The sequence below is a fragment of the Microbacterium sp. Root1433D1 genome (assembly GCF_001426835.1).
GTDB lineage: Bacteria > Actinomycetota > Actinomycetes > Actinomycetales > Microbacteriaceae > Microbacterium > Microbacterium maritypicum.
This window is the reverse complement of record NZ_LMFN01000004.1, coordinates 126259-148089: the sequence shown is the minus strand read 5'-3', so window position 1 is coordinate 148089 and position 21831 is coordinate 126259. Positions and strand designations below refer to the sequence as shown.

Here is a 21831-nt window from a genome sequence, read left to right as displayed (position 1 = left end):
ATATCATGCGTTTTCGGCCTCGTTGCACATGCCTGGAGGGCCATCGGCGGCGTTCCCCCAGGACACCTGGCTACGATGTGTCTACCAGTCGGCATGCCAGAGGAGCCCAGTGGGACTACTTGACAGCTTTGAGAAGGGTCTCGAACGCGCAGTTAACAGCGCGTTCGCCAAGACCTTCCGTAGCGGCATCCAGCCTGTGGAGATCGCTTCGGCGCTGCGGCGTGAAGCCGACACGAAGGCCGCGGTCGTGAGCCGCGATCGCATCATCGCGCCCAACAGCTTCGTGGTGCGTCTGAGCGCCGACGATGCGGAGCGGATGCGCGGGCTCGGCGGCGCCCTCACGGACGAGCTGCACGCTCTTCTCACCACGCACGCCACGTCGCAGGGCTACAGCTTCGCGGGCCCGCTCTCGATCAGCCTCGAAGCCGACGAGAAGGTCGCCACCGGCACGGTGCGCGTGAGCTCGGGCACCGTCGAGGGCCGCGTCAGCTGGCAGGCCGTGGTCGACGTCGACGGTCGTCGCCACTCCATCTCCCGCGCCCGCACCGTGATCGGTCGAGGCTCGGATGCCGACATCACGATCGCTGACGCGGGGTCGAGCCGCAAGCACGTCGAGATCCTGTGGGACGGCGAGCGCGCCATGATGCGCGACCTCGGTTCCACCAACGGCACGAAGGTCAACGGGCAGAAGCTGCGCGAAGCCGCCCTCCCGACAGACACGACGATCACGATCGGACGCACCGACCTGGTGTTCCGCATCGTCCCCGTGGCCGCACCCTCGCGTCCTGCGGGCAGAGGCGACGACGCCACCCGAGCGTTCGGAGCCCTCGGTTGAGTGAACTGATCCTTCTTCTCCTGCGCATCGGGTTCCTCCTCCTGATGTGGTTCTTCGTGTTCGGTGTCGTGTACTCGCTGCGCGCCGACCTCTTCGGTGTGCGGGTGCGCAAGCTCCCCGTCGAGGCGACGGCAGGGGCACCTGTGGCGGCGGGTGCACCCGCGGCCCCCGTTTCGAAGCCGGCATCCGCCCGCCCGTCGACCGGACCGGCGACGGTCGCGACCGCCAAGCGTCTCGTGATCACCTCAGGCCCCAAGGCGGGCCTCGAGCTGCCGCTCAGCGCCGACTCCCTCACGATCGGCCGCTCCAGTGAGTCCGCTCTCGTGATCCGTGACGACTACACGTCCAGTCACCACGCGCGCCTGATGCTGCGCGGCGACAGCTGGGCGATCCAGGACCTCGACTCCACCAACGGCACCTTCGTCGCGGGCCAGCGCGTCTCCGGCTCGCCCGTCGCCCTCTCGCTCGGCACGCCCATCAAGGTGGGCGCCACGACCTTCGAGCTGCGAGCCTGACGCCGGCATGGTCTTCGAAGGCTCGAGCGTCGCGATCTCCCACACCGGGAAGGTCCGCTCCAACAACCAGGATTCCGGTTACTCCGGAGCGAACCTCTTCGTCGTCGCCGACGGCATGGGCGGCCACGCCGGTGGTGACGTCGCCTCGAGCATCGCGATCCAGCGTCTGGAGCCCCTCGACCAGCCGTATGCGTCGACGGAAGACGCGCAAGCCTCACTGCAGGCCGCGGCCACCACGGCAGCGGGCGACCTCATCCGTGCCGCGAAGGATCGACCGGAGCTCGCCGGTCTCGGAACCACCGTCAGCGCGATCATCATGGTCGACGAGTACGCGGTCATCGGCCACATCGGCGACTCGCGCATCTACCTCTACCGCGACGACGCCCTGACGCAGATCACCGCCGACCACACCTTCGTGCAGCGCCTGGTCGACTCGGGCCGCATCACCCCGGAAGAGGCGCGCTACCACCCCCGCCGCTCCGTGCTCATGCGCGTGCTCAGCGACATGGACTCCGACCCCGAGCTCGACATGTTCGTCATGCACACGCAACCCGGCGACCGCTGGCTGCTCTGCTCCGACGGACTCTCCGGCGTGGTCGACGAACCCCACATCCTCAAGGCCATGCAGCTCGGCCTCGCTCCAGGACGCACCGCCGACAACCTCCTCAAGCAGGCGCTCGACGGCGGAGCGCCCGACAACGTCACGATCGTCTTGGTCGACGTCGGCGGGCAGCACCCGATCCACTCGGGCACGCCCACGATCGTGGGCTCGGCCTCGAACCCCGACGGCGTGTACGTACCCCCGGTGCGCCCTCCCCGCGGCAACTGGCTGCACCCGGTGCGCCAGGCCGCGAACGAGCCGAGCCACTTCGAGCCGGCCCCCGAGTACCTCGAGGAGCTCATCGAAGAGGATCGTCGCCGTGCCAAGCGCCGTCGACTCGGTTGGATCGCCGGTGCTCTCGTGGTGATCGCGATGCTGGGCGTGACCGCCTTCGCCGCGTACAGCTGGACCCAGACGCGCTACTTCATCGGCGCCGACGAGGACAGCGTGGTGATCTTCCAGGGCGTGCAGCAGAACATCGGACCGATCACGCTGTCGACCCCGATCCAGGACACCGACATCCTCCTCGCGAACCTGCCGCCGTACCAGCGGGCATCGGTCGAGCGCACCATCACCGCGCGCTCACTCTCCGACGCGATGGCGATCGTGGACCGGCTCAAAGCGGGTGCCGACGCGAACACGATCGAGACCCCGCTGCCCACGCCCATGCCGACACCTGTCGACACCCCCGAAGGCGGTGAGGGATGAGCACCGACGTCGCGGCCGACACCAGTGTCATCAAGGCCCTCAAACGCATCCGGATGCCGCAGAACCAGCGCAACCGCGAGTTCTGGCTGCTGCTGTTCGCGTGCGCGATCAGCGGCGCCGCCCTGACGCTCGTGCAGCTGGGCGCACTCGGCGTGATCGACCCGATGATCCTGGCGATCGGTGGCGGCCTCGCCGCTCTCGCCTTCGCCCTGCACATCGTGCTGCGCTTCGTCGCGTCCGACGCCGACCCGTTCGTCGTGCCCATCGCGACCCTGCTCACCGGCCTCGGCATCGCGATGATCTATCGGATCGACATCGCCTTCAAGAACACCGGCTGGAACGCCTACTCGACCAAGCAGCTCGCGTGGACCGCGATCTCGCTCGCGGGTGCGATCGCGGTGGTCATCCTGCTGCGCAACTACCGCATCCTGTTCCGGTACACCTACATCTTCGGCCTCGCCGGAATCCTGCTCCTGCTGCTGCCGTTCGTGCCCGGCCTGCGCATCCCGGACGCGAACGCGGCGGTCTGGGTGTCGCTCGGCGGTGCGTTCGCCTTCCAGCCGGGTGAGCTCGCAAAGATCTGCCTGGCCATCTTCTTCGCCGGCTATCTGGTGCGCACCCGCGAGAGCCTGACCTCCGTCGGCAAGCGCGTGATGGGCATCACCTGGCCCCGCATGCGCGAGCTCGGCCCCGTGCTCGTCGTCTGGCTCATCTCGCTGGGGATCATCGTGTTCCAGCGCGACCTCGGCACGGGAACGCTGATCTTCGGCATGTTCGTCGCGATGCTCTATGTCGCGACGGGCAAGACCAGCTGGGTGCTCATCGGCCTCGCCCTCGTGGTCGCCGGTGTCGCCCTCGCGACGCAGATCCTCAGCTATGTGCAGGGCCGCTTCATCAACTGGCTGTTCCTGTTCGATGCCGATCAGGTCGACCCCGACGGCGCCGGGTACCAGCCCATGCAGGGGCTCTTCGGACTTGCACGCGGTGGACTCATGGGCACCGGCTGGGGCCAGGGCCGCCCGGAGGTCACGCCTCTGGCCCACAGCGACTACATCATCACCAGCCTCGGCGAAGAGCTCGGACTGATCGGACTGTTCGCGATCCTCTGCCTGTACATGGTGTTCGTCAGCCGCGGCATGCGCATCGGCCTCGCGGGACAGGACGACTTCGGCAAGCTGCTGGCCACCGGGCTCTCGTTCACGATCGCGCTGCAGGTGTTCATCATGGTCGGTGGTGTCACCCGCCTCATCCCGCTGACCGGTCTGACCACACCGTTCCTCGCGGCGGGCGGCTCCTCCCTCGTGGCCAACTGGCTCATCGTGGCGCTGCTGCTGCGCATCTCCGACGGGGTGCGCCGTCAGCCCAGGGTGGTGATCGGCTGACATGACCAAGGAACTCCGCCGTCTCAGCATCATCATGCTGTTCATGTTCATCGCCCTCTTCGCCGCGACCAGCTGGATCCAGGTCGTCGAGGCGGATGCGCTGGCCCAGAACAGCAACAACAAGCGCACCCGGCTCGACAGCTACGAGATCCAGCGAGGGTCGATCATCGTCGACGGTGTCGCGATCGCCAGCTCGGTGCCCAGCGACGACCGGTACCAGTTCCAGCGCGTCTACACCGATGCCCCGATGTGGGAGCCGGTGACCGGGTACTTCAACCCGGCTCTGGGCTCGAGCACCGGCATCGAGAGGGCCATGAACGCCGAGCTCTCCGGCACCGGCTCGAACGCGTTCCTCGGCGAGGTCGAGCGCATCCTCTCCGGCCAGCCGCAGCGCGGCTACAGCGTGGAGCTCTCCCTGAACACCGCGGCGCAGCGGGCTGCCTACGAGGCCCTCGACGGGCTCAAGGGCGCGGTCGTCGCGATGGACCCGAAGACGGGACGCATCCTGGCGATGGTCTCGACCCCGGGTTTCGACGCCAATCTGATGGCGACGCACGACGCGGATGCGGCGAATGCGACGTACGACCAGCTGGTCGCCGATGCGAACAAGCCGCTGTCCAACCGGGCGATCGCGGGCGATCTGAACCCTCCCGGTTCGACGTTCAAGGTCGTCGTCGCGGCCGCTGCCTACGCGACAGGCAACTGGACTCCCGACTCGACGCTGCCGAACCCGATCTCCTACACCCTGCCCGGTTCGACGAACCGCGTCTCCAACGCCTGGGGCGGCACCTGCGGCCCCGGCGAGACGGTCACGATCGCCGAGGCGATCAGGCTCAGCTGCAACATCCCGATGGCCGAGCTCGCCGTGGAGCTCGGCGACGACACCATCCGCGAGATGGCGGACAAGCTCGGGTTCAACCAGACGTTCGACACGCCGTTGACCTCGACGGCCTCGAGCTACCCGCGCGCCCTCGATGACGCCCAGACCGCGCTGACCGGATTCGGCCAGGGCAAGGTCACCGCGACCCCGTTGCAGATGGCCATGGTCTCTGCCGGACTCGCGAACGACGGCGTCGTGATGAACCCGCGCATGGTCGACGCCGTGATCGGGAACGACCTCTCCGTCATCAAGGCGTTCCAGGACAGCGAGTTCGGACGGGCGATGGAGGCCGACGTGGCGAACAACGTGACCGCAGCCATGGTCGCGAGCGTCGCTACGGGCGCGGCCCAGGGTGCAAGAATAGACGGGATCGACGTGGCCGGTAAGACGGGCACCGCAGAGAACGGAAACAGGCCGCATACGTTGTGGTTCACCGGCTTCGCGCCGGCGAACGACCCCGCGGTCGCAGTAGCGGTCGTCGTCGAAGACGGCGGCGGACAGGGACAATCAGGTAGCGGCGACACCATCGCCGCTCCGATTGCGAAGAAGGTCATAGAGGCGGTGCTGGGCAGATGAGGCCGACGCAGGGTGTGTCGTTCGGTGGTCGTTACGAGCTGCAGTCGCGTATCGCGATCGGTGGCATGGGCGAGGTGTGGGAAGCGACGGATCACGTCATCGGACGTACCGTCGCCATCAAGATCCTCAAGGACGAGTACATGGGGGACCCCGGGTTCCTCGAGCGTTTCCGGGCCGAGGCCCGTCACGCCGCTCTCGTCAACCATGAGGGCATCGCCAGCGTGTTCGACTACGGCGAGGAGAACGGCAGCGCCTACCTCGTGATGGAGCTGGTGCCCGGCGAGGCGCTCTCGACCGTGCTCGAGCGCGACGGCGCGCTGAGCGCCGACAAGACGCTCGACATCGTGGCCCAGACGGCTTCCGCTCTGCAGGCGGCTCACGCCGCCGGCCTCGTGCACCGCGACATCAAGCCGGGCAACCTGCTGATCACGCCCGACGGCCGCGTCAAGATCACCGACTTCGGTATCGCCCGCATCGCCGACCAGGTGCCGCTCACCGCGACCGGTCAGGTCATGGGCACCGTGCAGTACCTCTCGCCCGAACAGGCATCAGGACACCCGGCATCGCCCGCGACCGACACCTACTCGCTGGGCATCGTCGCGTACGAGTGCCTGGCAGGCAAGCGTCCGTTCACCGGCGAGTCGCAGGTGGCGATCGCGATGGCGCAGATCAACGAGCAGCCGCCGCCCCTGCCGCCCACCGTTCCGATCCCGGTGCAGAACCTGGTCATGGCCATGATCGCCAAGAAGCCCAGTGACCGTCCGTCGTCATCGGCGACGGTGGCACGCGCGGCCCAGGCCCTGCGTCGCGGAGATCTGAACTCGGCGGCCATCGCCGTTCCCGCCATCGCGACCGGCGGCATCGCCGGCGGCGACGACGCGACCAGGCTTCTGAACGCTTCTGGCGACGACGGCACCACGCGCATCCTCCCCACCACCGCTCAGCTGCCCACCGAGGACGCTGCGGAAGAGGAGAAGAAGAAGAAGAAGCGCAGCCCGTGGACCTGGCCGCTGATCGCCCTGATCGCGTTGCTGGTCATCGTGCTCGGCGGAACGGTGTGGGCGATGCTGGCGAACCAGGGCAACGGCGACGACAAGCCCTCGGCCTCGCCCAGCGCGTCGGCATCCCGCACCCCGACGCCGACGCCGACTCCGACACCCGAGGTGACCCGCGTCGATGTGACCGCGCTGAATCTGAACGGCAAGGACTGCGGGGCGGCCACCGCCACGCTGACCGAAGCAGGCTTCAACAGCGAGATCACCTGCGTCGACGGCGACCCGGCGCCCACCGATGCCGAGGTCGGCACGGTTTACCGCGTTGCGCCTTCCGGCAACGTCGAGACCACCCAGCCGATCACCCTGACGGTCTACGCCGCTCGCGCCGGTCTGCCGACGCCGAGCGATGCCCCGACCATCACCGGTGACCCCGTCGCCGGCTCCACGGTGACGATCTCCTGGGGCACCGGCTTCACCTGCCCCAGCGGCACGACCCTCTCCGGCTACGTCGTCTCGGTGCAGAACGGCTCGTTCGTTTCGGGCGGACCGAACTTCCAGCCGACCCAGCGCAACACGCAGGTGAAGATCGCCGACGCCGAGGGGCAGCAGCTCATCGTCACCTACCAGGGCATGTGCTCCGGCGGCGACCAGCGCACCTCGGCCGCCTCTCCGCCGCTCTCGGTCACGATCACCGCGGCAGCGAATCCCGGCGATGGGGACACCGGCACCGACGGGTAACCTGTAGTTCAGTTTCAGCAAGAGTAGTTTCCAGGGGGGGTCATCCGTGTCCACAGAGCCACGAGTCATCGCGGGCCGGTACCGCGTCGACGAGCTCATCGGGCATGGCGGAATGGCGAAGGTGTACCGCGGGTACGACCTGACGCTCGGGCGCGAGGTCGCGATCAAGGTCCTCGACCCCGAACTGGCGCGTGACACCGCCTTCCGCAACCGATTCCGGCTCGAGGCGCAGGCTGCGTCGCGCATGTCGCATCCGTCGATCGTCCGCGTCTTCGACGCCGGCGACCCGTCGACGAGTGAGATCGGCTCCGACGAGCCGCCGTACATCGTCATGGAGCTCGTCAAGGGCACCCTGCTCAAGGACATCATCTCCGCCGGCCCCGTGCCGGTGGCCGACGCGGTGCGTTACGTCGACGGCATCCTCGAGGCGCTCGACTACTCGCATCGCGCCGGTGTCGTGCACCGCGACATCAAGCCGGGCAACGTGATGGTGACCGACAAGGGTCAGGTCAAAGTGATGGACTTCGGGATCGCCCGAGCCGTCTCCGACTCGTCGTCGACCGTGGCGGAGACCACCCAGATCATCGGGACCGCCGCCTACTTCTCGCCGGAGCAGGCGAAGGGCGAGCCCGTCGACGCTCGAGCCGACCTCTACTCCACCGGTGTCGTCCTGTACGAGTTGCTGACGGGCCGCCAGCCCTTCCGGGGCGAGTCACCGGTGGCCGTCGCCTACCAGCACGTCAGCGAGACCCCCGTTCCTCCGACCGAGGTGAACGAGGAAGCTCCCCGCACCCTCGACCCGATCGTGCTCCGCGCGCTCGCGAAGGACCCGTACCAGCGATACCCGGATGCCGCGCACTTCCGCGCGGCCTTGGATTCCGCCATGACGGGAAACGCTCCGACCCGCAAGGAACTCGGAGCGCTGACCAGCGAGCTCTACGGCGCGAGCCCGCGGCAGGCGCAGGAGACCGCGCGGTCGCTGCGTCAGCTCAGCACCGACACGACCATGACCAGAACCCAGTCCGGTCCGCCGGTCGCGTGGATCTGGGCGGGCGTGGCTCTGCTCGCCGTGCTGCTGGCCTCCGTGCTGTTCTGGGTCGTCACGATCAGCATGCGGCCCCCTGAGGTGTCGAGCAGCTCACGGATCATCCCGAACCTCGTCAACGTCTCCTCGGAACGCGCGCAGGACGACCTCGCAGGGCTCGACCTCTCGTCGAAGATCGTGATCGAGACGAGCTCCGAGGTCGCCGAAGGCAACGTGATCCGCACCGACCCCGAAGCGGGCGTCTCGGTGGAGGAGGGATCCACGGTCACGTTGTACGTCTCCGCGGGCGAAGAGACCGTGGTCATGCCCAAGATCGAGGGCATGGCGCTCGGCGACGCCACGAACGCGCTGAAGGCGGCGGGGCTCGAGCTCGGCACGGTCATCCAACGCAACGACAAGGCCCTGGCGGCGAACACCGTCATCTCCGCCAGTGAGAAGGCCGAGACCGAACTGGATCCGGGAACCGTCATCAACCTGGTCGTGGCCAGCGGCAAGGTGACGCTGACCGACCTCGTCGGCTGGACCGTCGATGCCGCCACGACCAACCTCGGCGATCTCGGTCTGGTCGCCGTGCCGGCCGAGACGGCGGAGTGCCCGGCCACACAGCCGGCGACCGTCCACTCGATGTCGGTGGCTCCGGGTGACGTTCCCGTCGGCTCATCGGTGCAGATCTTCTTCTGCACCGGATAGCGGTCGCAGGTCGGAGAGCCGACCCCGCCCGTCACCTCGACAGCGGGTGCAGGTCCTCTGCGCGCGCCACGGCATTCTCGTCCCCGCACAGCTCCAGCCAGTTCGCCAGAAGCCGGTAGCCTCCCTCGGTGAGCACGCTCTCCGGATGGAACTGCACACCCCACAGCGGCAGGTCACGGTGCGCCAGGGCCATCACCGTGCCGTTCTCAGTCCAGGCGGTCACGATGACATCGGAGGGCAGGTCGGACGCCGCGAGCGCCAGCGAGTGATAGCGACCCGCGTCGAACGGAGAGGGGATGCCGTCGAACAGCGGGGAGCCGTCGTGCGTGACCGCCGACACCATGCCGTGCATGAGCTCCGGCGCGGCGATCACCGGTGCCCCGAAGGCCTCACCGATCGTCTGATGCCCGAGGCACACACCGAGGGTCGGTATGCGCAGCCGCGTGGCGATGCGCACCGCGTCGAGCGAGGCACCGGCGTCGGCCGGGGTGCCCGGCCCGGGCGAGAGCATCACCGCGTCGTATGCGGGGAGCATGTGCTCGAGCTGTGCGGCATCGGTGGCGTCGGACTCGATCAACACGGTGTCGGCCCCGAGCTCGCTCAGGTATCCGACCAGGGTGTGCACGAAGCTGTCGTGGTTGTCGACCACGAGCACTCGCGTCATTCGACGTCGACCTCGCCCGGAGCGATGATCGGGCTCACCCAGGGGAAGACGTACCAGAACAGTCCGTAGAGCACGGCGGCGATGACGACCACGAGGATGAGCACACGCAGCCACCACGGACCGGGCAGCAGGCGCCAGATTGCGGCGTACATCAGTCTTCTCCCTTGTCGACGTCCACGATCACACCGATGGTGCGGCCGGCGGGGGCGGCGGGTCGGTCAGAGCGGTCGGCGGGCCCTCAGCGCGCGGCTGGAAGCTCTCGAAGACCCCGTAGGCGACGATGCGCTCGGCGAGGGAGTAGAGCGGGGAGCAGGCGGTGAGGGTGATGTACTGCTCTCCGGTCTGCTGCTCCGGCATCTGCGGCACATCGGCGAGCACGTCCGTCTGCGTGGGCTTCACGTATTCGAGGGTGCGGAAGCGGTAGGTGTACCACCCGTCGGGCGTCTCCACGACGATGGCGTCGCCGAGCTGCAGCTTGTCGAGCTGGTTGAACGGCTTGCCCCAGGTGGTGCGGTGTCCGGCGAGGGAGAAGTTGCCCACCTCGCCGGGCATCTTCGAGTTCGTGTAGACCCCGATGCCCTGCTGATCCAGGGTGCGTGCGCGGCTCGTGCCCCCGAAGATCCCGAAGTTGTAGTCCGCGCCGAATCGAGGGATGTGCATCTGTCCGAACCACTGGGCGTCGGCCGGAGCTGCGGGCACCGGCGGGACGTATGTGGTGACACCGTCTTCACCCTCGACGACGGGTGGGAGCTCTGGTGCCTCGGCCTGTGCGAGCGCCTGCGAGACAGCGGCCCCCTCATCGTTCTTCTGGGCGCTGATGATGATGTCGCCGATCCACATCTGCCAGGCCACGAAGAGGAGGACCACCACGCCGGCAGTGAGGAGGAGCTCGCCGAGTACACTCGCGAACGTCGCGCGAGAGCGTGGTCGCTGCCGCCGCGGACGTCGCCCCCCAGGCACGACGGATGCAGTCATGCGGTGATCATATCCGGGAACGCTGGGCGGACGCCGAGGCCTCCCCGTCTGTGCGGGCATATGTGCCTCGGCGGAGGACAGGTCTGATGGGTACAATGACGGAATGGCACGTGACCGCAAGACTGAAGAACCCGCCGTCGAGCGCGCCGAAGGCGAGGCCGCTCCCAACGCCGTCTGGTTCAAGCCGGTGATGATCGGCTTCATGCTGCTGGGCCTCGTGTGGATCCTGGTCTTCTACATCTCCGGCATGCAGTACCCGATCCCGGGACTGTCGAACTGGAACCTGGCCATCGGCCTCGGCATCGCGCTGATCGGCTTCCTCATGACCACCCGCTGGCGCTGACGCTCCCCCCTTCTTTCCAGAAAGGCCCTCTCGCATCGCGAGAGGGCCTTTCTCACACCTGGAGGGAAAGTTATCCACAGGTCCATCCACAGCCTGGGGAGAATTACACCGGTGTTATTCACAGGGGCTAACAACCCTGTTAACAACTCGGGATCAGGACAAAAGGATGAGCGGCGGCACGAACGCCACGACGACGATCAACAGGACGACCACCGCGGACAGCAGCACGATCTGCTGGGTGCGCTGTTCTCGGCGCTTCGTCTTGACGAGGATGAGGGCGACGAGGGCTCCGACGAGGGCTCCGCCCAGGTGGGCTTGCCATGAGATGCCCCCGACGAAGAAGCCGAAGGCCAAGTTGATGCCGAGGATGACGAGGATCCCGGTAACGTTCGCGCCGATGTGGCGGCCGATGATCAGCAGAGAAGCAAGGAGCCCGAAGATCGCCCCGGAGGCTCCCACGGTCCACGAATCCGGCGCGAGGATAGCGACCATCACCGATCCCCCGAGACCGCTGATCAGATACAGGGCGAGGTACCGGGTGCGGCCGAGCATGGGCTCAAGGCTCTGGCCCAGCATCCACAGGGCGAGCATGTTGAGCGCCAGGTGGATGAAGCTGCCGTGCACGAGCAGCACGGTGAGAAGACGCCAGGGCTCGAAGGGCACGGCGAAGAGATTCGGGTACAGGAATAGGGCGAAGAACCCCAGAGCCTGAATGATCGGTTCCTTGAACCCCGGGATCAGCTGCAGCAGGCCGATGAACGAGGTGACCGCGAGCAGCGCGTAGGTCACGACTGGCTTGCCGCCGCGGGTCATCGCCATGGTGGCGCCGCCGCCGCGCCAGCGTCGTGCCGCCTTCTTCTGCGCGGGAGTGCGGTTCTTGCGATCGGCGCTCATGCACTCCGGGCAGATGACGCCCACGGGCGCCTGTGTCTGGCACTCGGGGCAGATGGTGCGCATGCACCGCTGGCAGAGCACGAAGCTCTGCCGATCCGGATGCCGGTAGCAGAAGTTGTCGCGATTGCTCGTGAACTCAGGCGTGGTCATCCGGATCGGCCGCAGCTGTCGTCAGGCCGCGACGATGTCGATCGACTGCAGCACGACCGGCTCGACGGGGCGGTCGCCCGCACCGGTCTGCACAGCGCCGATCGCGTCGACGACGGCCTTGGAGGCGTCATCGGCGACCTCGCCGAAGATCGTGTGCTTGCCCTGCAGCCACGGGGTCGGGTCGGTCGTGATGAAGAACTGCGACCCGTTGGTGCCCTCGGGCTTGCCCGTGATGGCGTTGCGACGCAGGCCCGCGTTGGCCATCGCGAGGATGTAGGGCTCGTTGAAGTTGAGCTCCATGTTGATCTCGTCGTCGAAGTTGTAGCCGGGGCCGCCGACGCCCTGTCCGAGCGGGTCGCCGCCCTGGATCATGAAGTTCGGGATGATGCGGTGGAAGATGACGTCCTTGTAGAGAGGTCCCTCGCCGGGCTTGCCGGTGGCGGGATCGGTCCACTCCTGGGTGCCGTCGGCCAGGCCGACGAAGTTCTTGACCGTCTTCGGGGCGTGGTCACCGAAGAGGTTGATGACGATGTCACCGTGGTTGGTGTGCAGGGTTGCGACATGAGAAGCGTGAGCCATGTCAACATTCTCGCAGAGCTTCCGGTGAGTTGGCCGTGGTGACTACCCCTGTTCGGTCGAAGAAGCAAGGGGCGGGCGATTCCCGCCCGGCTTCCAGCCTCTCGTGGCAAGATGGGGAACCCGTACTCCAATGGACAGGAGAGCATCGTGAGCCTCAGCCGCAAGCGGAAGAAGGAACTGCGTCGTCTTCAGAACGACGCGAACCAGCTCTGGGAGAACCAGCAGGTGCTCGTCGGTCACGCCGCCGATGTCGCCCGTGAGGCCGGCCGTCAGCTCGGCAACCTCAATCGTGAGCAGGTCGTGCCGGTCATCCAGGACACGTACAACCGCCGTGTCGCCCCGGTCGTCGACCGCGGCGTGAAGATCGGCAAGCACGTCGTCGACGACAAGTTCGTGCCGATCGTGGGCGGAGTGGTCGGAACTGCTCTCACCGCGTGGGACGTCGCCAACGCCAAGCGCCACGGCGTCGCCGTGAAGGTGCGCAAGGCGACCGCGCCGCAGAAGTCGGGCCCCGGCCTGGGCTCCATCATCGCGATCATCCTCGGTGCTGCCGCGGCGGTCGGTGTGCTCTACGCCGCATGGCAGACGCTGCGCGCGGACGATGAGCTCTGGGTCGCGGACGACCCGCTCGCCGCACCCGACGCGTGAAGCCGTCTGACCCCGCCTCCGTCGCCTCTGGTGACGGAGGCGATCAGCATGCCCGGGTGAGGGAGGCGGCCGCGGCCCGGGGGCTCGAGATCGAGATCCGCGAACGACCCGCCGCCGGCAGCCTCTTCGAGGCAGCAGAACTGCTCGGCATCCCGGCGTCGGGCATCGTGAAGACCCTCGTCGTGAAGCGGTCGGATGACACGTTCCTGTTCGCGCTCGTGCCGGGTGGTCGATCGATCTCCTGGCCCAAGCTGCGTGCTCTGGTCGGTGTGAACAAGCTGCGCCTGCCCGAGCCCGAGTTGGCGCTCGCGGCGACCGGCTACGAACGGGGAACCATCGTCCCGATCGGCAGCACCACGGATTGGCCGATCTACGCCGACGAGTCGATCGTCGGTGAGCGGATCGCCATGGGCGCGGGTGCCCATGGGTACAGCCTGTTCGTCGAGGCGGACGACCTGATCGCCGCGTACGGCGCCATCGTCGCCGACATCTCAGTGCCCGAAGAGCGCTGATCCTCATCGCCGCGTTCGCGGCACGAGCGCCGCACGTCGACAGGGTCGGTCAGAGGATGCCGGCCATCCTGAGCGCGATGTCGACCAGTTTGACGCGCTGCAGCTCCGCGACCGTCTTCAGGGGGAACCACTCGGCCATGTCGGTCGAACCGCCGGTCTCGAACCGGAGCTTGCCACCCGTCACCTCGGCGCGGTACACGATGCGCAGGGTATGCAGCGGATCCGCGGCCTTCTGCACGCGACGACCGGCGGGGATCACCCGGGAATGGATGCCGAGCAGTTCGCCGACCTTGACCGTGTAGCCGGTCTCCTCGCGAAGCTCGCGACGCACCGCGTCCTCCGGCGACTCACCGGCCTCCAGCCCGCCGCCCGGCATCGTCCACGCCACGCGGCGGCCCTCGGTCCAGCGCGCGAGCAGCAATCGCCCGTCGTCATCGGTGACGACCGCGTACGCCGCGACACGCAGGTCCATGGATCACACACTATCCGTCGGCGAAGACGCTCGATGACAGCGCGTCAGACCACTCGCACACCGGCCACGTACGTGGACTTCACCTGCGTCGCGGCGAGGTCTTCGGAGGACACCGTGACCGGGTCGCGATCCACCACGATGAAGTCCGCGAAGAGGCCGGGGGCGAGGGCACCCACCTCGTGCTCGCTGAACAGCTGCCAGGCCGCGTTCACCGTGTGCGCGAGGAGCGCCTGATCCCTGGTGACCGGTGAGCCGCCGGGCATGCGATACCCGTTGCGGGTGGTGCGGGTCTCGGCGACTGCCATGTTGCGGAAGGGCTCGTCGGGGGTGACCCACCCGTCGTTGTGGAACGTCACGCGGTGACCGGCTGCGAACGCGGCGCCGGCATCCGCCCATGCGCCCCCGTGTTTCGGACCGAAGAGGTCATCGACGAGCACCTCGCCCCAGTACGTGATGTGGTCGACGAACAGGCTGACCGTGACTCCCAGAGACGCCGCGCGCTCGAACTGCGCTGGCGTCATGGCGCCGCAGTGCTCCAGCCGGAACCGATGATCGGTGAGTCCGTGCCGCGCGATGATCTGCGCGTAGACGTCGAGGGTCGCATCGATCGCGCGGTCCCCGTGCGCGTGACAGGCCAGCTGCCAGCCCACGGCGGCATAGGGCTCGGCGATGGCCGAGAGCTCGTCCGAGGTGTAGTTCGCCCGCCCGATGTGGTGGGGCTCGAGTCCGAGCGCACGAGTCGCCGGGGTGTCGAGATAGGGGAAGGACGTGGCGATGTTGCCGACCCACGGAGAGCCGTCCGACCACGTCTTCACGCCCGTCTGGCGGAAGAACGCATCGCCGCCGCCTCGTGCGGAGGGAATCCCACCAGGACGGGACATCTCGTACCACCGCAGGCGCACCGGCATCGCACCCTTCGCGCGCAGGGCGTCGATGAGCGGATCGAGTCCTCGATTCCACGACAGGTCGGACACGGTGGTGATGCCGCGCGCGGCCAGATCGCGCAGGTGCGCAGGAAGGATGCGGGGGAGATGCTCCTGCGCCGTGGCGAGCATCGGGGCGACGACCATCTCGACCGCAGCCGCCTCGAGCGCGACGCCGGTGAGCTCCCCCTCGGCATCACGACCGAACGAGGCGCCGACCGGATCGGGTGTGGTGCGGTCGATACCCGCAGCGAGCGCGGCGGCGGTGTTGAAGTAGACCGAGTGCCCGGAGTTGTGGATCACGACGAGAGGAACACGGCCGGCGAGGTCGTCGAGGAAGCGGATGTCGGGGTCGGGGAGTCCGCGCTGCAGCAGCGAGTCCCATCCGTTCGCGAAGACGGGTTCCCCGTCGGCCTCCGCGACCGCCGTGCGCAGAGCTGCGAGGACATCCTCGGCCTGGGGCACGACCACGGGGCGGAGGTCGACGACCAGATCGGACAGAAGGATCGCGGCGAACCCGGGATGCCCGTGCGGCTCGATCAGCCCGGGCATGACCCATCCGTCGAGTGCGACCATCTCGGCGTCGGGGTAGGTGCGGCGAATCTCCTCCGCCGAACCCACGGCCACGATCGTGGCGTCGTCGACCGCCATGGCTTCGACTTCGATGTCTGTGCTCGGCGCGAACGGGCGGATGCGGCCGGTGAAGACTGTCGTCATGGCGTCAGTCTGGCACTCGGGCGCGGCGCGGCGAGGGATCGATCAGGAATCGAGAAGCGCATCCGTGTCCTTCCTCCGTAGTGTGAGCACCACACCGGCAGCACATCGAGAGGACCGATCATGGCCGAGAACGAGAAGAACTTCAGCGCCGAGGAACGCGAGGCCATGCAGGCTGCCGCGAAGGAGGCCCGCACACGGCGTTCCCGGGCGAAGAAGTCACCGGAAGAGCTGCGGGCAGCGGGGGAGGCCGACCTCAAGGAGGCCATCGAGAAGCTCACTCCCGAAGACCAGGCTCTGTCGAACAAGCTGCACGCTCTCGTCTCCGAGGTCGCCCCCGAGCTCGTCCCTCGCACGTACTACGGGATGCCGGCGTGGGGTCGCGACGGGAAGGTGCTCTGCTTCTTCCAGCCGGCGAGCAAGTTCAAGGTGCGCTACGGCACTTTCGGCTTCGAGCCGATCTCGAACCTCGACGACGGCACCGTCTGGCCTACCGCGTATGCGGTGACCGATCTCACGGAGGCAGACCTCGCTTTCCTGGCCGAGCGCATCCGTGTCGCGATCAGCTGACGCGCAGTAGCGTGGAGCGCGTGAGCACACTGCCCTTCCCCGCCGCCGTCTACGCCGCCCGCCTCGCCCGTGCCGCCTCCCTCGCCGCCGAGGCCGGGCTCGACGCCATCATCGTGGGACCGGGCCCCGATCTGCAGTATCTGGTCGGCGTCGAGGGCGACACGATCGAGCGACTCACAGCTCTGGTGCTCGGACCCGGCGTCACCCCGACGGTCGTGGTGCCGAGGATGGAACTGGCGAAGGTGCGCACCACCGCGGTGGGCGAGCTCGGACTCGCCATCGCCGACTGGGTCGACGGTGAAGACCCGTATGCACTGGTCACCGCAACCGTGGGCACCGCATCGCGCGTGGGTGTCTCCGACGCCCTTCCCGCCCTTCACGTCATCCCGATCGGCGAACGACTGGGCGTGCGCCTCGAGCTCGCGACTCCGGTGCTGCGGGAGGGGCGGATGATCAAGGACGCCGAAGAGATCACAGAACTGCGTCGAGCAGCCGACGCCATCGACGCGGTGCACCGCCGCGTGCACGAGTGGCTGCGGGCAGGACGCACCGAGCGCCAGGTGGCCGCCGACATCGCCGAAGCCATCGTCGCCGAGGGCCACCGCACGGTCGAGTTCGTGATCGTCGGGTCGGGTCCGAACGGCGCCGACCCGCATCATGAGGTCTCGGACCGGGTGATCGAGAGCGGCGATGTGGTCGTGGTCGACATCGGCGGCGCGGTGCCGAGCGGCTACAACTCCGACAGCACCAGGACCTACGCCGTCGGCGCCCCCGACGCCGCAGCGGCTGAGCGCATCGCGGTTCTCGTGCGGGCGCAGCAGGCGGCCGTGGATGCCGTGCGTCCAGGAATCACCGCAGCCGAGGTCGATGCCGCAGCGCGAAGCGTGCTCGCCGAGGCGGGCCTGGGTGAGGCCTTCCTGCACCGCACGGGGCACGGCATCGGCGTCTCGGTGCATGAGGAGCCCTACATCGCCCCGGGCAACGATCTGTTGCTGCGCGAGGGCATGGCGTTCAGCATCGAGCCCGGCATCTACTTCGCCGGCGAATGGGGTGCCCGCATCGAGGACATCGTCGTGGTCACGGCCGACGGGGGAGAGCGGTTGAACGTCGCGCCGCACGAGCTCACCTCGGTCGGCCTCGGCTGACGCCCCGCATGTCCTCCGGGGCGGTGGGGGAGGCGGAACGCGCTGACCGCCGCTCCCTACCGCGATAACATCGGGCCATGCGCCGCCGCCGCAAGGTCTCTTCCGCCAATGTGTCGCCGGCGACCCGTGCACGCTATGCCAAGCGCCGACAGAATCGGCTCGCGCGCGTCGACAACGACCTCACCGACGAGCAGTGGTACGACCTCATGGAGGCCTGGGGCGGATGCGCCTACTGCGGCGGCGAAGGCGCCGCTCTGCAGCGCGACTGCATCCAGCCCGTGTCGCGCGGCGGCCGCTACACGCTCCAGAACGTGGTCCCGGCGTGCGCCTCCTGCAATGCGAGCAAGCACAACGACGAGGTCACCGCCTGGCTGCGTCGCAAGAAGCTCGATGAGCGCACCTTCCTCGTGCGGCACGCCATGATCCTGCAGGCACTGCGTCCTGTCGAATGACGTCTCCGCCCACACTCGCTACTCTCGACTCATGACGACGATCGCGCCGATCACTGCCGACGACCGCGCCGAATGGGACGCCCTGTGGAGGGGATACCTGGCCTTCTACGAGACCGACCTGGATGACGCGACCACCGCGGCGACCTTCCGAAGGCTCGTCGACCCCGGGTCTGGCATCCGCGGAGCGATCGCGCGCGACGACCGCGGCGCCGCGGTCGGCATCGTGCACTGGCTGACACACCAGGGAACGTGGACGATGACGGACTACTGCTACCTCGAGGACCTCTTCGTCGCTCCCGGGGTTCGTGGCGGCGGAGTCGGCCGGGCACTGATCGCTCACGTACGTGCCTGGGCCGAGCAGCACGGCTCAGCGAAGCTCTACTGGCTCACGGCGGAATCGAACACCACCGCCCGCGGCCTCTACGATCGCGTCGCCTCCCGGTCGGGGATGATCCACTACGAGATCGATCTCGACTGACAGCGCAGGAAAAGAAGAAGCCCCCGGCAGGTGCCGGGGGCTTCTCGATCCTGTGGAGCCTAGGAGATTCGAACTCCTGACATCCTGCTTGCAAAGCAGGCGCTCTACCAACTGAGCTAAGGCCCCGTAAGGGATTTTCTTGAGTTAAGGAGTGGGGCTACCAGGACTTGAACCTGGGACCTCTTCATTATCAGTGAAGCGCTCTAACCGCCTGAGCTATAGCCCCGTCAACCTCCAAGACTTTACCGGAGAAACACGGAAAATCCGAATCGAGGGGGAGCACCCGGGAGTGTCTTCCCCCTCGACCGTGTTCAGCGGCCCGGTCTGATGGTCGCGGTACCCGCCGAGAGCGAGACGTCGATGCTCCTGCGCGAGCTCGATGCCTCCTCGATCTCGGCGTTCAACGTGCCGGCACTGATGTCCTGAGTGATCGCGTACTCGACGTCGGGAACCGTCAGATCCAGGGTCCCGGCGCTCACGTCGACTGCCGTCTGCGTCGGAGGGGTCCCCGTCAGCTCCACCGTGAGATCACCCGCGGAGACACCCAGATCGGCCATGGTGACGCCGTCCAGGAGGATGTCGGCGCGACCCGCACTCATCTGCACGTCGAGTTCCTTCGCGGCTCCCTCGACATCGAGCGCACCGGCGCTCACGCTCACATCGAGCACTCCGAAGTCACCGACCACGTCGAGGCTGCCGGCATCGAGGTTCAGGTCGGCATCGAGTCGCGCGTCACGCAGGCTCTCGGGGAGGGTGAGCACCGCGATCTCCTCGTCGCCGAACCAGCCGCCGATCCACCAGCCGAACACCCCCTGGGGGCTCCGCACGACCAGCTCATCGCCGTCGCGTTCGAACGTCCACGGCGTACCGCGGCCGTTCGTGATGGCGAGCGTCGCCTCGTCGACATCGCCGAACTCGACCCGCATGCTGCTCGCGTCGGCGGAGACGTCGACGCTCTCGAGTCCGTCGACCTCCACGCTCTGCACGGAATCAGGACGGCTCGAGGAGACGATGGTCCCGGCCGCCGCGGCTGCTGCCGTTCCCCCGGCCCCGAGCAGGGCGAGCCCGCCGACGACCGCGGTCACGACCATGACCGCGGTGGCCCCCGACGATCGTCCACCCCCCGAAGGAGGAGGCGTCGGAGCGGACGGCGATGCCGGCGCCTGGGGAGGGGATGCGGGCGGAGGGGTGAGCGGGGTGTGCTCGCCCTGGGTGCCGTTGTTGTCGGTGGTCATCGTGCCACTCCTGTCTGGCCGGTCGGCGGCGTCGGGCCACCGGTGTTCTCGATGTGGGCGAGGGCGGCGAGCACGCGGCGGTTTCCCGACTCGTCCTGCTCGAAGCCCAGCTTCTGGAAGATGGAGGTGATGTGCTTCTCGACACTGGCCTCCGAGAGGAACAGGATCCCGGCGATCGCCTGGTTCGACTTCCCTTCCGCGATCAGAGCGAGCACGGTGCGTTCGCGCTCGGTGAGCCGCAGCATCCGGTCGTCCCGGTTGCGACGGGTCAGCAGCTGCGCGACGACCTCGGGGTCGAGCACGGTGGCCCCCTCGGAGATCCGCTGCACGGAGGCGAGGAACTCGGAGACATCGGCGACGCGGTCCTTGAGCAGGTAGCCCAGCGGACCCCCCTGCGCTGCGATCAGATCCGAGGCGTACCGCTCCTCGACGTACTGCGAGAGCACGAGGATCGCGAGCGTCGGATGCGTCGAGCGCAGACCGAGCGCGGCACGGATGCCCTCGTCGGTGAATGTCGGCGGAAGGCGTACGTCCAGGATGCACAGGTCGGGCGCCGTGGTGGCGACGGCCTGGTCGAGACCTTCGATGTCGGGGAGGGCCGAGACCACGTCGTGGCCGGCGTCTTCGAGAAGACGGACCAGACCTTCTCGAAGCAGGACCGAGTCCTCGCAGATCAGGATGCGCATGGGACGTTCACCTCCAGGCTGGTCGGTCCGCCCTGCGGACTGTCGAGACGGAAGGTTCCCCCCGCGGCGAGGATGCGGTTGGCGATCCCGTCGAGTCCGCCTCCCGGCTGCACCTGCGCGCCACCGATGCCGTTGTCCTCCACGCGTGCCCAGAGGGTGTTGCCCTCGCGGAGCCGCACGATCACCCGCGCTTCACTGGCCCGCGAGTGCTTCGCCGCATTGGTCAGGGATTCGGCGATGGAGAAGTACACGGCGGCCTCGGCCTCGCGACTGCAGCGACCCTCCATGCGCACATCGAGGTGCACGGGGATGTGCGAGCGTCCGGCGAGTGCCGACAGAGCAGCGTCGAGACCGCGGTCGTCAAGCACCGAAGCGTGGATGCCGCGGGCCAGCTGACGCAGCTCGGTGATGGCTGCCTTGGTGGAGGTGTGGGCCTCGTTGATCAGTTCCTTCGCGGCGTCGGGATCGCTGTCGATCTTCTGCTGCGCGAGTCCGAGGGTCATGCCGACCGAGACCAGTCGGGGCTGAACGCCGTCATGCAGGTCGCGCTCGATGCGGGTGCGCTCCACGTCGGCGGCCCGCACGGCGCCTTCCCGCTGCGCCGTGGAGGTACGCACGCGTTCGGTGAGCTCGGTCTCCTTGCTGCGGATCACGATCGCGAGCGACAGGGTGCGATGCAGCAGGGCCAGCCCGATCATGCCGACGACGCACGCCGCGATGCCGAGGATGCCGACCAGGGGAGCCCAGGCGACGGGGATGCCTCCGCCGCCGAACGGCCCCATGACGGAGTCTGCCGCGGTGAGGGGAGCGAACGAGATGATGATCGACCACACCAGGCCCCAGAACAGACGGAGGACGACCCAGCCGAGCAGTGCGGAGATGGCGAAGTTGGCGATCGCACGCCACATGCGCCCATCGATCGCCTGACGTCCGAGCGCACGCAACCAGCCGACGAACCCGGGGCGGTCGCGCGGCTGCAGGCGCAGCGGAGCGATCGGCGTGCGGTACAGCGTGCCGACGCGCGCGACCTCGAACCAGCCGAGTCCGTACAACGCGTAGACCAGTCCCACCAGCAGGACGAGGCCGATGCCCGCGGCGAAGAGGAGGCCGAGGCCGGTGCCGAGAAGCCCGCCGAGCATGCTGAAGATGGCACCGCCGAGGATGCCGACGCCTGCCAGGTGCAGGATCGTGAGGAAGATGCGCAACGGCGGCTTCACCGCCGTTGCGGGAGCCGGGGTCGCAGTCTGAGTGGTCATGATTCCAAGGTACGGCGGGCCGGGTGAGCACGACACCGAGTCAACCGGACACTCCGATTCGGGTTTTCCGTAACATGCCCGCTCGTCTCTTCCTGCTTCGTTGACACTCTTCAGCAGTACAGTTAGATAACAAAAGAAGACAAGTCTTTTGTTTTGTCATGCTTTGAACA

At 67.8% G+C, this 21831-nt stretch carries 24 protein-coding genes and 2 tRNA genes; 14 read left to right on the top strand and 12 right to left on the bottom strand.

Annotated features, from left to right (window positions below):
* Positions 1-109 precede the first annotated feature (109 nt).
* Genes ASD13_RS16370 through pknB form a run of 7 tightly spaced genes read left to right on the top strand, consistent with a single transcriptional unit; the run spans position 110 to position 8965 of the window.
* Entirely contained in the window at positions 110-835 is a 726-nt protein-coding gene (locus tag ASD13_RS16370; RefSeq protein WP_055871597.1) for an FhaA domain-containing protein, read from the top strand.
* Positions 832-1350 (top strand): FHA domain-containing protein FhaB/FipA, encoded by a 519-nt coding sequence (locus ASD13_RS16365; protein WP_055871594.1) that lies wholly within the window; start codon positions 832-834, stop codon positions 1348-1350. Before ASD13_RS16370 ends, ASD13_RS16365 begins: the two co-directional genes overlap by 4 nt.
* Before the next feature lie 7 nt (positions 1351-1357).
* Positions 1358-2659 carry a PP2C family protein-serine/threonine phosphatase gene (locus ASD13_RS16360; RefSeq protein WP_017829948.1) on the top strand — a complete coding sequence of 434 codons (1302 nt, stop codon included), beginning with the start codon at positions 1358-1360 and terminating at the stop codon, positions 2657-2659.
* Complete coding sequence (locus ASD13_RS16355) at positions 2656-4041, top strand: FtsW/RodA/SpoVE family cell cycle protein (RefSeq protein WP_017829947.1); 1386 nt, start codon at positions 2656-2658, stop codon at positions 4039-4041. The genes ASD13_RS16360 and ASD13_RS16355 overlap by 4 nt, the downstream gene beginning before the upstream one ends.
* Position 4042: 1 nt before the next feature.
* Complete coding sequence (locus ASD13_RS16350) at positions 4043-5497, top strand: peptidoglycan D,D-transpeptidase FtsI family protein (protein ID WP_055871591.1); 1455 nt, start codon at positions 4043-4045, stop codon at positions 5495-5497.
* On the top strand, positions 5494-7230 hold the full coding sequence (locus ASD13_RS16345) for a protein kinase domain-containing protein (protein ID WP_235562652.1): 1737 nt from the start codon (positions 5494-5496) through the stop codon (positions 7228-7230). The genes ASD13_RS16350 and ASD13_RS16345 overlap by 4 nt, the downstream gene beginning before the upstream one ends.
* Positions 7231-7276: 46 nt before the next feature.
* On the top strand, positions 7277-8965 hold the full coding sequence (gene pknB / locus ASD13_RS16340) for a Stk1 family PASTA domain-containing Ser/Thr kinase (protein ID WP_031205856.1): 1689 nt from the start codon (positions 7277-7279) through the stop codon (positions 8963-8965).
* A 31-nt stretch (positions 8966-8996) separates the two neighbouring features.
* On the opposite strand, the gene ASD13_RS16335 is transcribed toward pknB, so the two are convergent.
* From ASD13_RS16335 to ASD13_RS16330, 3 genes are read right to left on the bottom strand one after another with little or no spacing between them, the layout of a single operon-like run.
* A complete protein-coding gene (locus ASD13_RS16335; RefSeq protein ID WP_055871588.1) occupies positions 8997-9629 on the bottom strand; it encodes an anthranilate synthase component II in 633 nt (210 codons plus the stop codon).
* Complete coding sequence (locus ASD13_RS17590; RefSeq protein WP_017829942.1) at positions 9626-9781, bottom strand: hypothetical protein; 156 nt, start codon at positions 9779-9781, stop codon at positions 9626-9628. Before ASD13_RS17590 ends, ASD13_RS16335 begins: the two co-directional genes overlap by 4 nt.
* 28 nt (positions 9782-9809) lie before the next feature.
* Positions 9810-10604, bottom strand: a complete 795-nt coding sequence (locus ASD13_RS16330; protein WP_055871585.1) for a class E sortase — start codon at positions 10602-10604, stop codon at positions 9810-9812.
* Positions 10605-10707: 103 nt separating this feature from the next.
* Between ASD13_RS16330 and ASD13_RS16325 the strand changes: the two genes are divergently transcribed.
* Complete coding sequence (locus ASD13_RS16325; RefSeq protein WP_017829940.1) at positions 10708-10947, top strand: cell division protein CrgA; 240 nt, start codon at positions 10708-10710, stop codon at positions 10945-10947.
* 153 nt (positions 10948-11100) lie between these two features.
* On the opposite strand, the gene ASD13_RS16320 is transcribed toward ASD13_RS16325, so the two are convergent.
* Positions 11101-11991 carry a rhomboid family intramembrane serine protease gene (locus ASD13_RS16320; RefSeq protein ID WP_055871582.1) on the bottom strand — a complete coding sequence of 297 codons (891 nt, stop codon included), beginning with the start codon at positions 11989-11991 and terminating at the stop codon, positions 11101-11103.
* 21 nt (positions 11992-12012) lie between these two features.
* Entirely contained in the window at positions 12013-12570 is a 558-nt protein-coding gene (locus tag ASD13_RS16315; RefSeq protein WP_021201367.1) for a peptidylprolyl isomerase, read from the bottom strand.
* 147 nt (positions 12571-12717) lie between these two features.
* Between ASD13_RS16315 and ASD13_RS16310 the strand changes: the two genes are divergently transcribed.
* Positions 12718-13218, top strand: a complete 501-nt coding sequence (locus ASD13_RS16310; RefSeq protein WP_055871970.1) for a hypothetical protein — start codon at positions 12718-12720, stop codon at positions 13216-13218.
* Between the two features lie 56 nt (positions 13219-13274).
* Positions 13275-13730 (top strand): aminoacyl-tRNA deacylase, encoded by a 456-nt coding sequence (locus ASD13_RS16305; RefSeq protein ID WP_017829936.1) that lies wholly within the window; start codon positions 13275-13277, stop codon positions 13728-13730.
* Between the two features lie 49 nt (positions 13731-13779).
* Here the strand turns inward: ASD13_RS16305 and ASD13_RS16300 are convergent, their stop codons facing one another.
* Together ASD13_RS16300 and ASD13_RS16295 are read right to left on the bottom strand one after the other, a co-directional pair.
* Positions 13780-14202, bottom strand: coding sequence for an NUDIX hydrolase (locus tag ASD13_RS16300; protein ID WP_055871579.1), 423 nt, complete (start codon positions 14200-14202; stop codon positions 13780-13782).
* Positions 14203-14246: 44 nt separating this feature from the next.
* Complete coding sequence (locus ASD13_RS16295; protein WP_055871577.1) at positions 14247-15842, bottom strand: amidohydrolase; 1596 nt, start codon at positions 15840-15842, stop codon at positions 14247-14249.
* A 120-nt stretch (positions 15843-15962) separates the two neighbouring features.
* Between ASD13_RS16295 and ASD13_RS16290 the strand changes: the two genes are divergently transcribed.
* The 4 genes from ASD13_RS16290 to ASD13_RS16275 all read left to right on the top strand — a co-directional run bounded on the left by ASD13_RS16290 (position 15963) and on the right by ASD13_RS16275 (position 18484).
* Positions 15963-16409 (top strand): DUF1801 domain-containing protein, encoded by a 447-nt coding sequence (locus ASD13_RS16290; protein ID WP_055871574.1) that lies wholly within the window; start codon positions 15963-15965, stop codon positions 16407-16409.
* A gap of 20 nt (positions 16410-16429) precedes the next feature.
* Positions 16430-17554, top strand: coding sequence for a M24 family metallopeptidase (locus tag ASD13_RS16285; RefSeq protein WP_055871571.1), 1125 nt, complete (start codon positions 16430-16432; stop codon positions 17552-17554).
* Positions 17555-17631: 77 nt separating this feature from the next.
* Entirely contained in the window at positions 17632-18006 is a 375-nt protein-coding gene (locus ASD13_RS16280) for an HNH endonuclease (RefSeq protein ID WP_055871568.1), read from the top strand.
* A 31-nt stretch (positions 18007-18037) separates the two neighbouring features.
* A complete protein-coding gene (locus ASD13_RS16275; RefSeq protein WP_055871564.1) occupies positions 18038-18484 on the top strand; it encodes a GNAT family N-acetyltransferase in 447 nt (148 codons plus the stop codon).
* A 53-nt stretch (positions 18485-18537) separates the two neighbouring features.
* Here ASD13_RS16275 and ASD13_RS16270 read toward each other — a convergent pair.
* From ASD13_RS16270 to ASD13_RS16250, 5 genes are all read right to left on the bottom strand, one after another.
* Positions 18538-18610: transfer RNA gene (locus tag ASD13_RS16270), tRNA-Ala, on the bottom strand.
* 26 nt (positions 18611-18636) lie between these two features.
* Positions 18637-18710: transfer RNA gene (locus ASD13_RS16265), tRNA-Ile, on the bottom strand.
* An 85-nt stretch (positions 18711-18795) separates the two neighbouring features.
* On the bottom strand, positions 18796-19719 hold the full coding sequence (locus ASD13_RS16260) for a hypothetical protein (RefSeq protein ID WP_055871561.1): 924 nt from the start codon (positions 19717-19719) through the stop codon (positions 18796-18798).
* Positions 19716-20405, bottom strand: a complete 690-nt coding sequence (locus ASD13_RS16255; RefSeq protein WP_055871558.1) for a LuxR C-terminal-related transcriptional regulator — start codon at positions 20403-20405, stop codon at positions 19716-19718. Before ASD13_RS16255 ends, ASD13_RS16260 begins: the two co-directional genes overlap by 4 nt.
* Positions 20393-21661 carry a sensor histidine kinase gene (locus tag ASD13_RS16250; RefSeq protein WP_017829927.1) on the bottom strand — a complete coding sequence of 423 codons (1269 nt, stop codon included), beginning with the start codon at positions 21659-21661 and terminating at the stop codon, positions 20393-20395. The genes ASD13_RS16255 and ASD13_RS16250 overlap by 13 nt, the downstream gene beginning before the upstream one ends.
* Positions 21662-21831 lie beyond the last annotated feature (170 nt).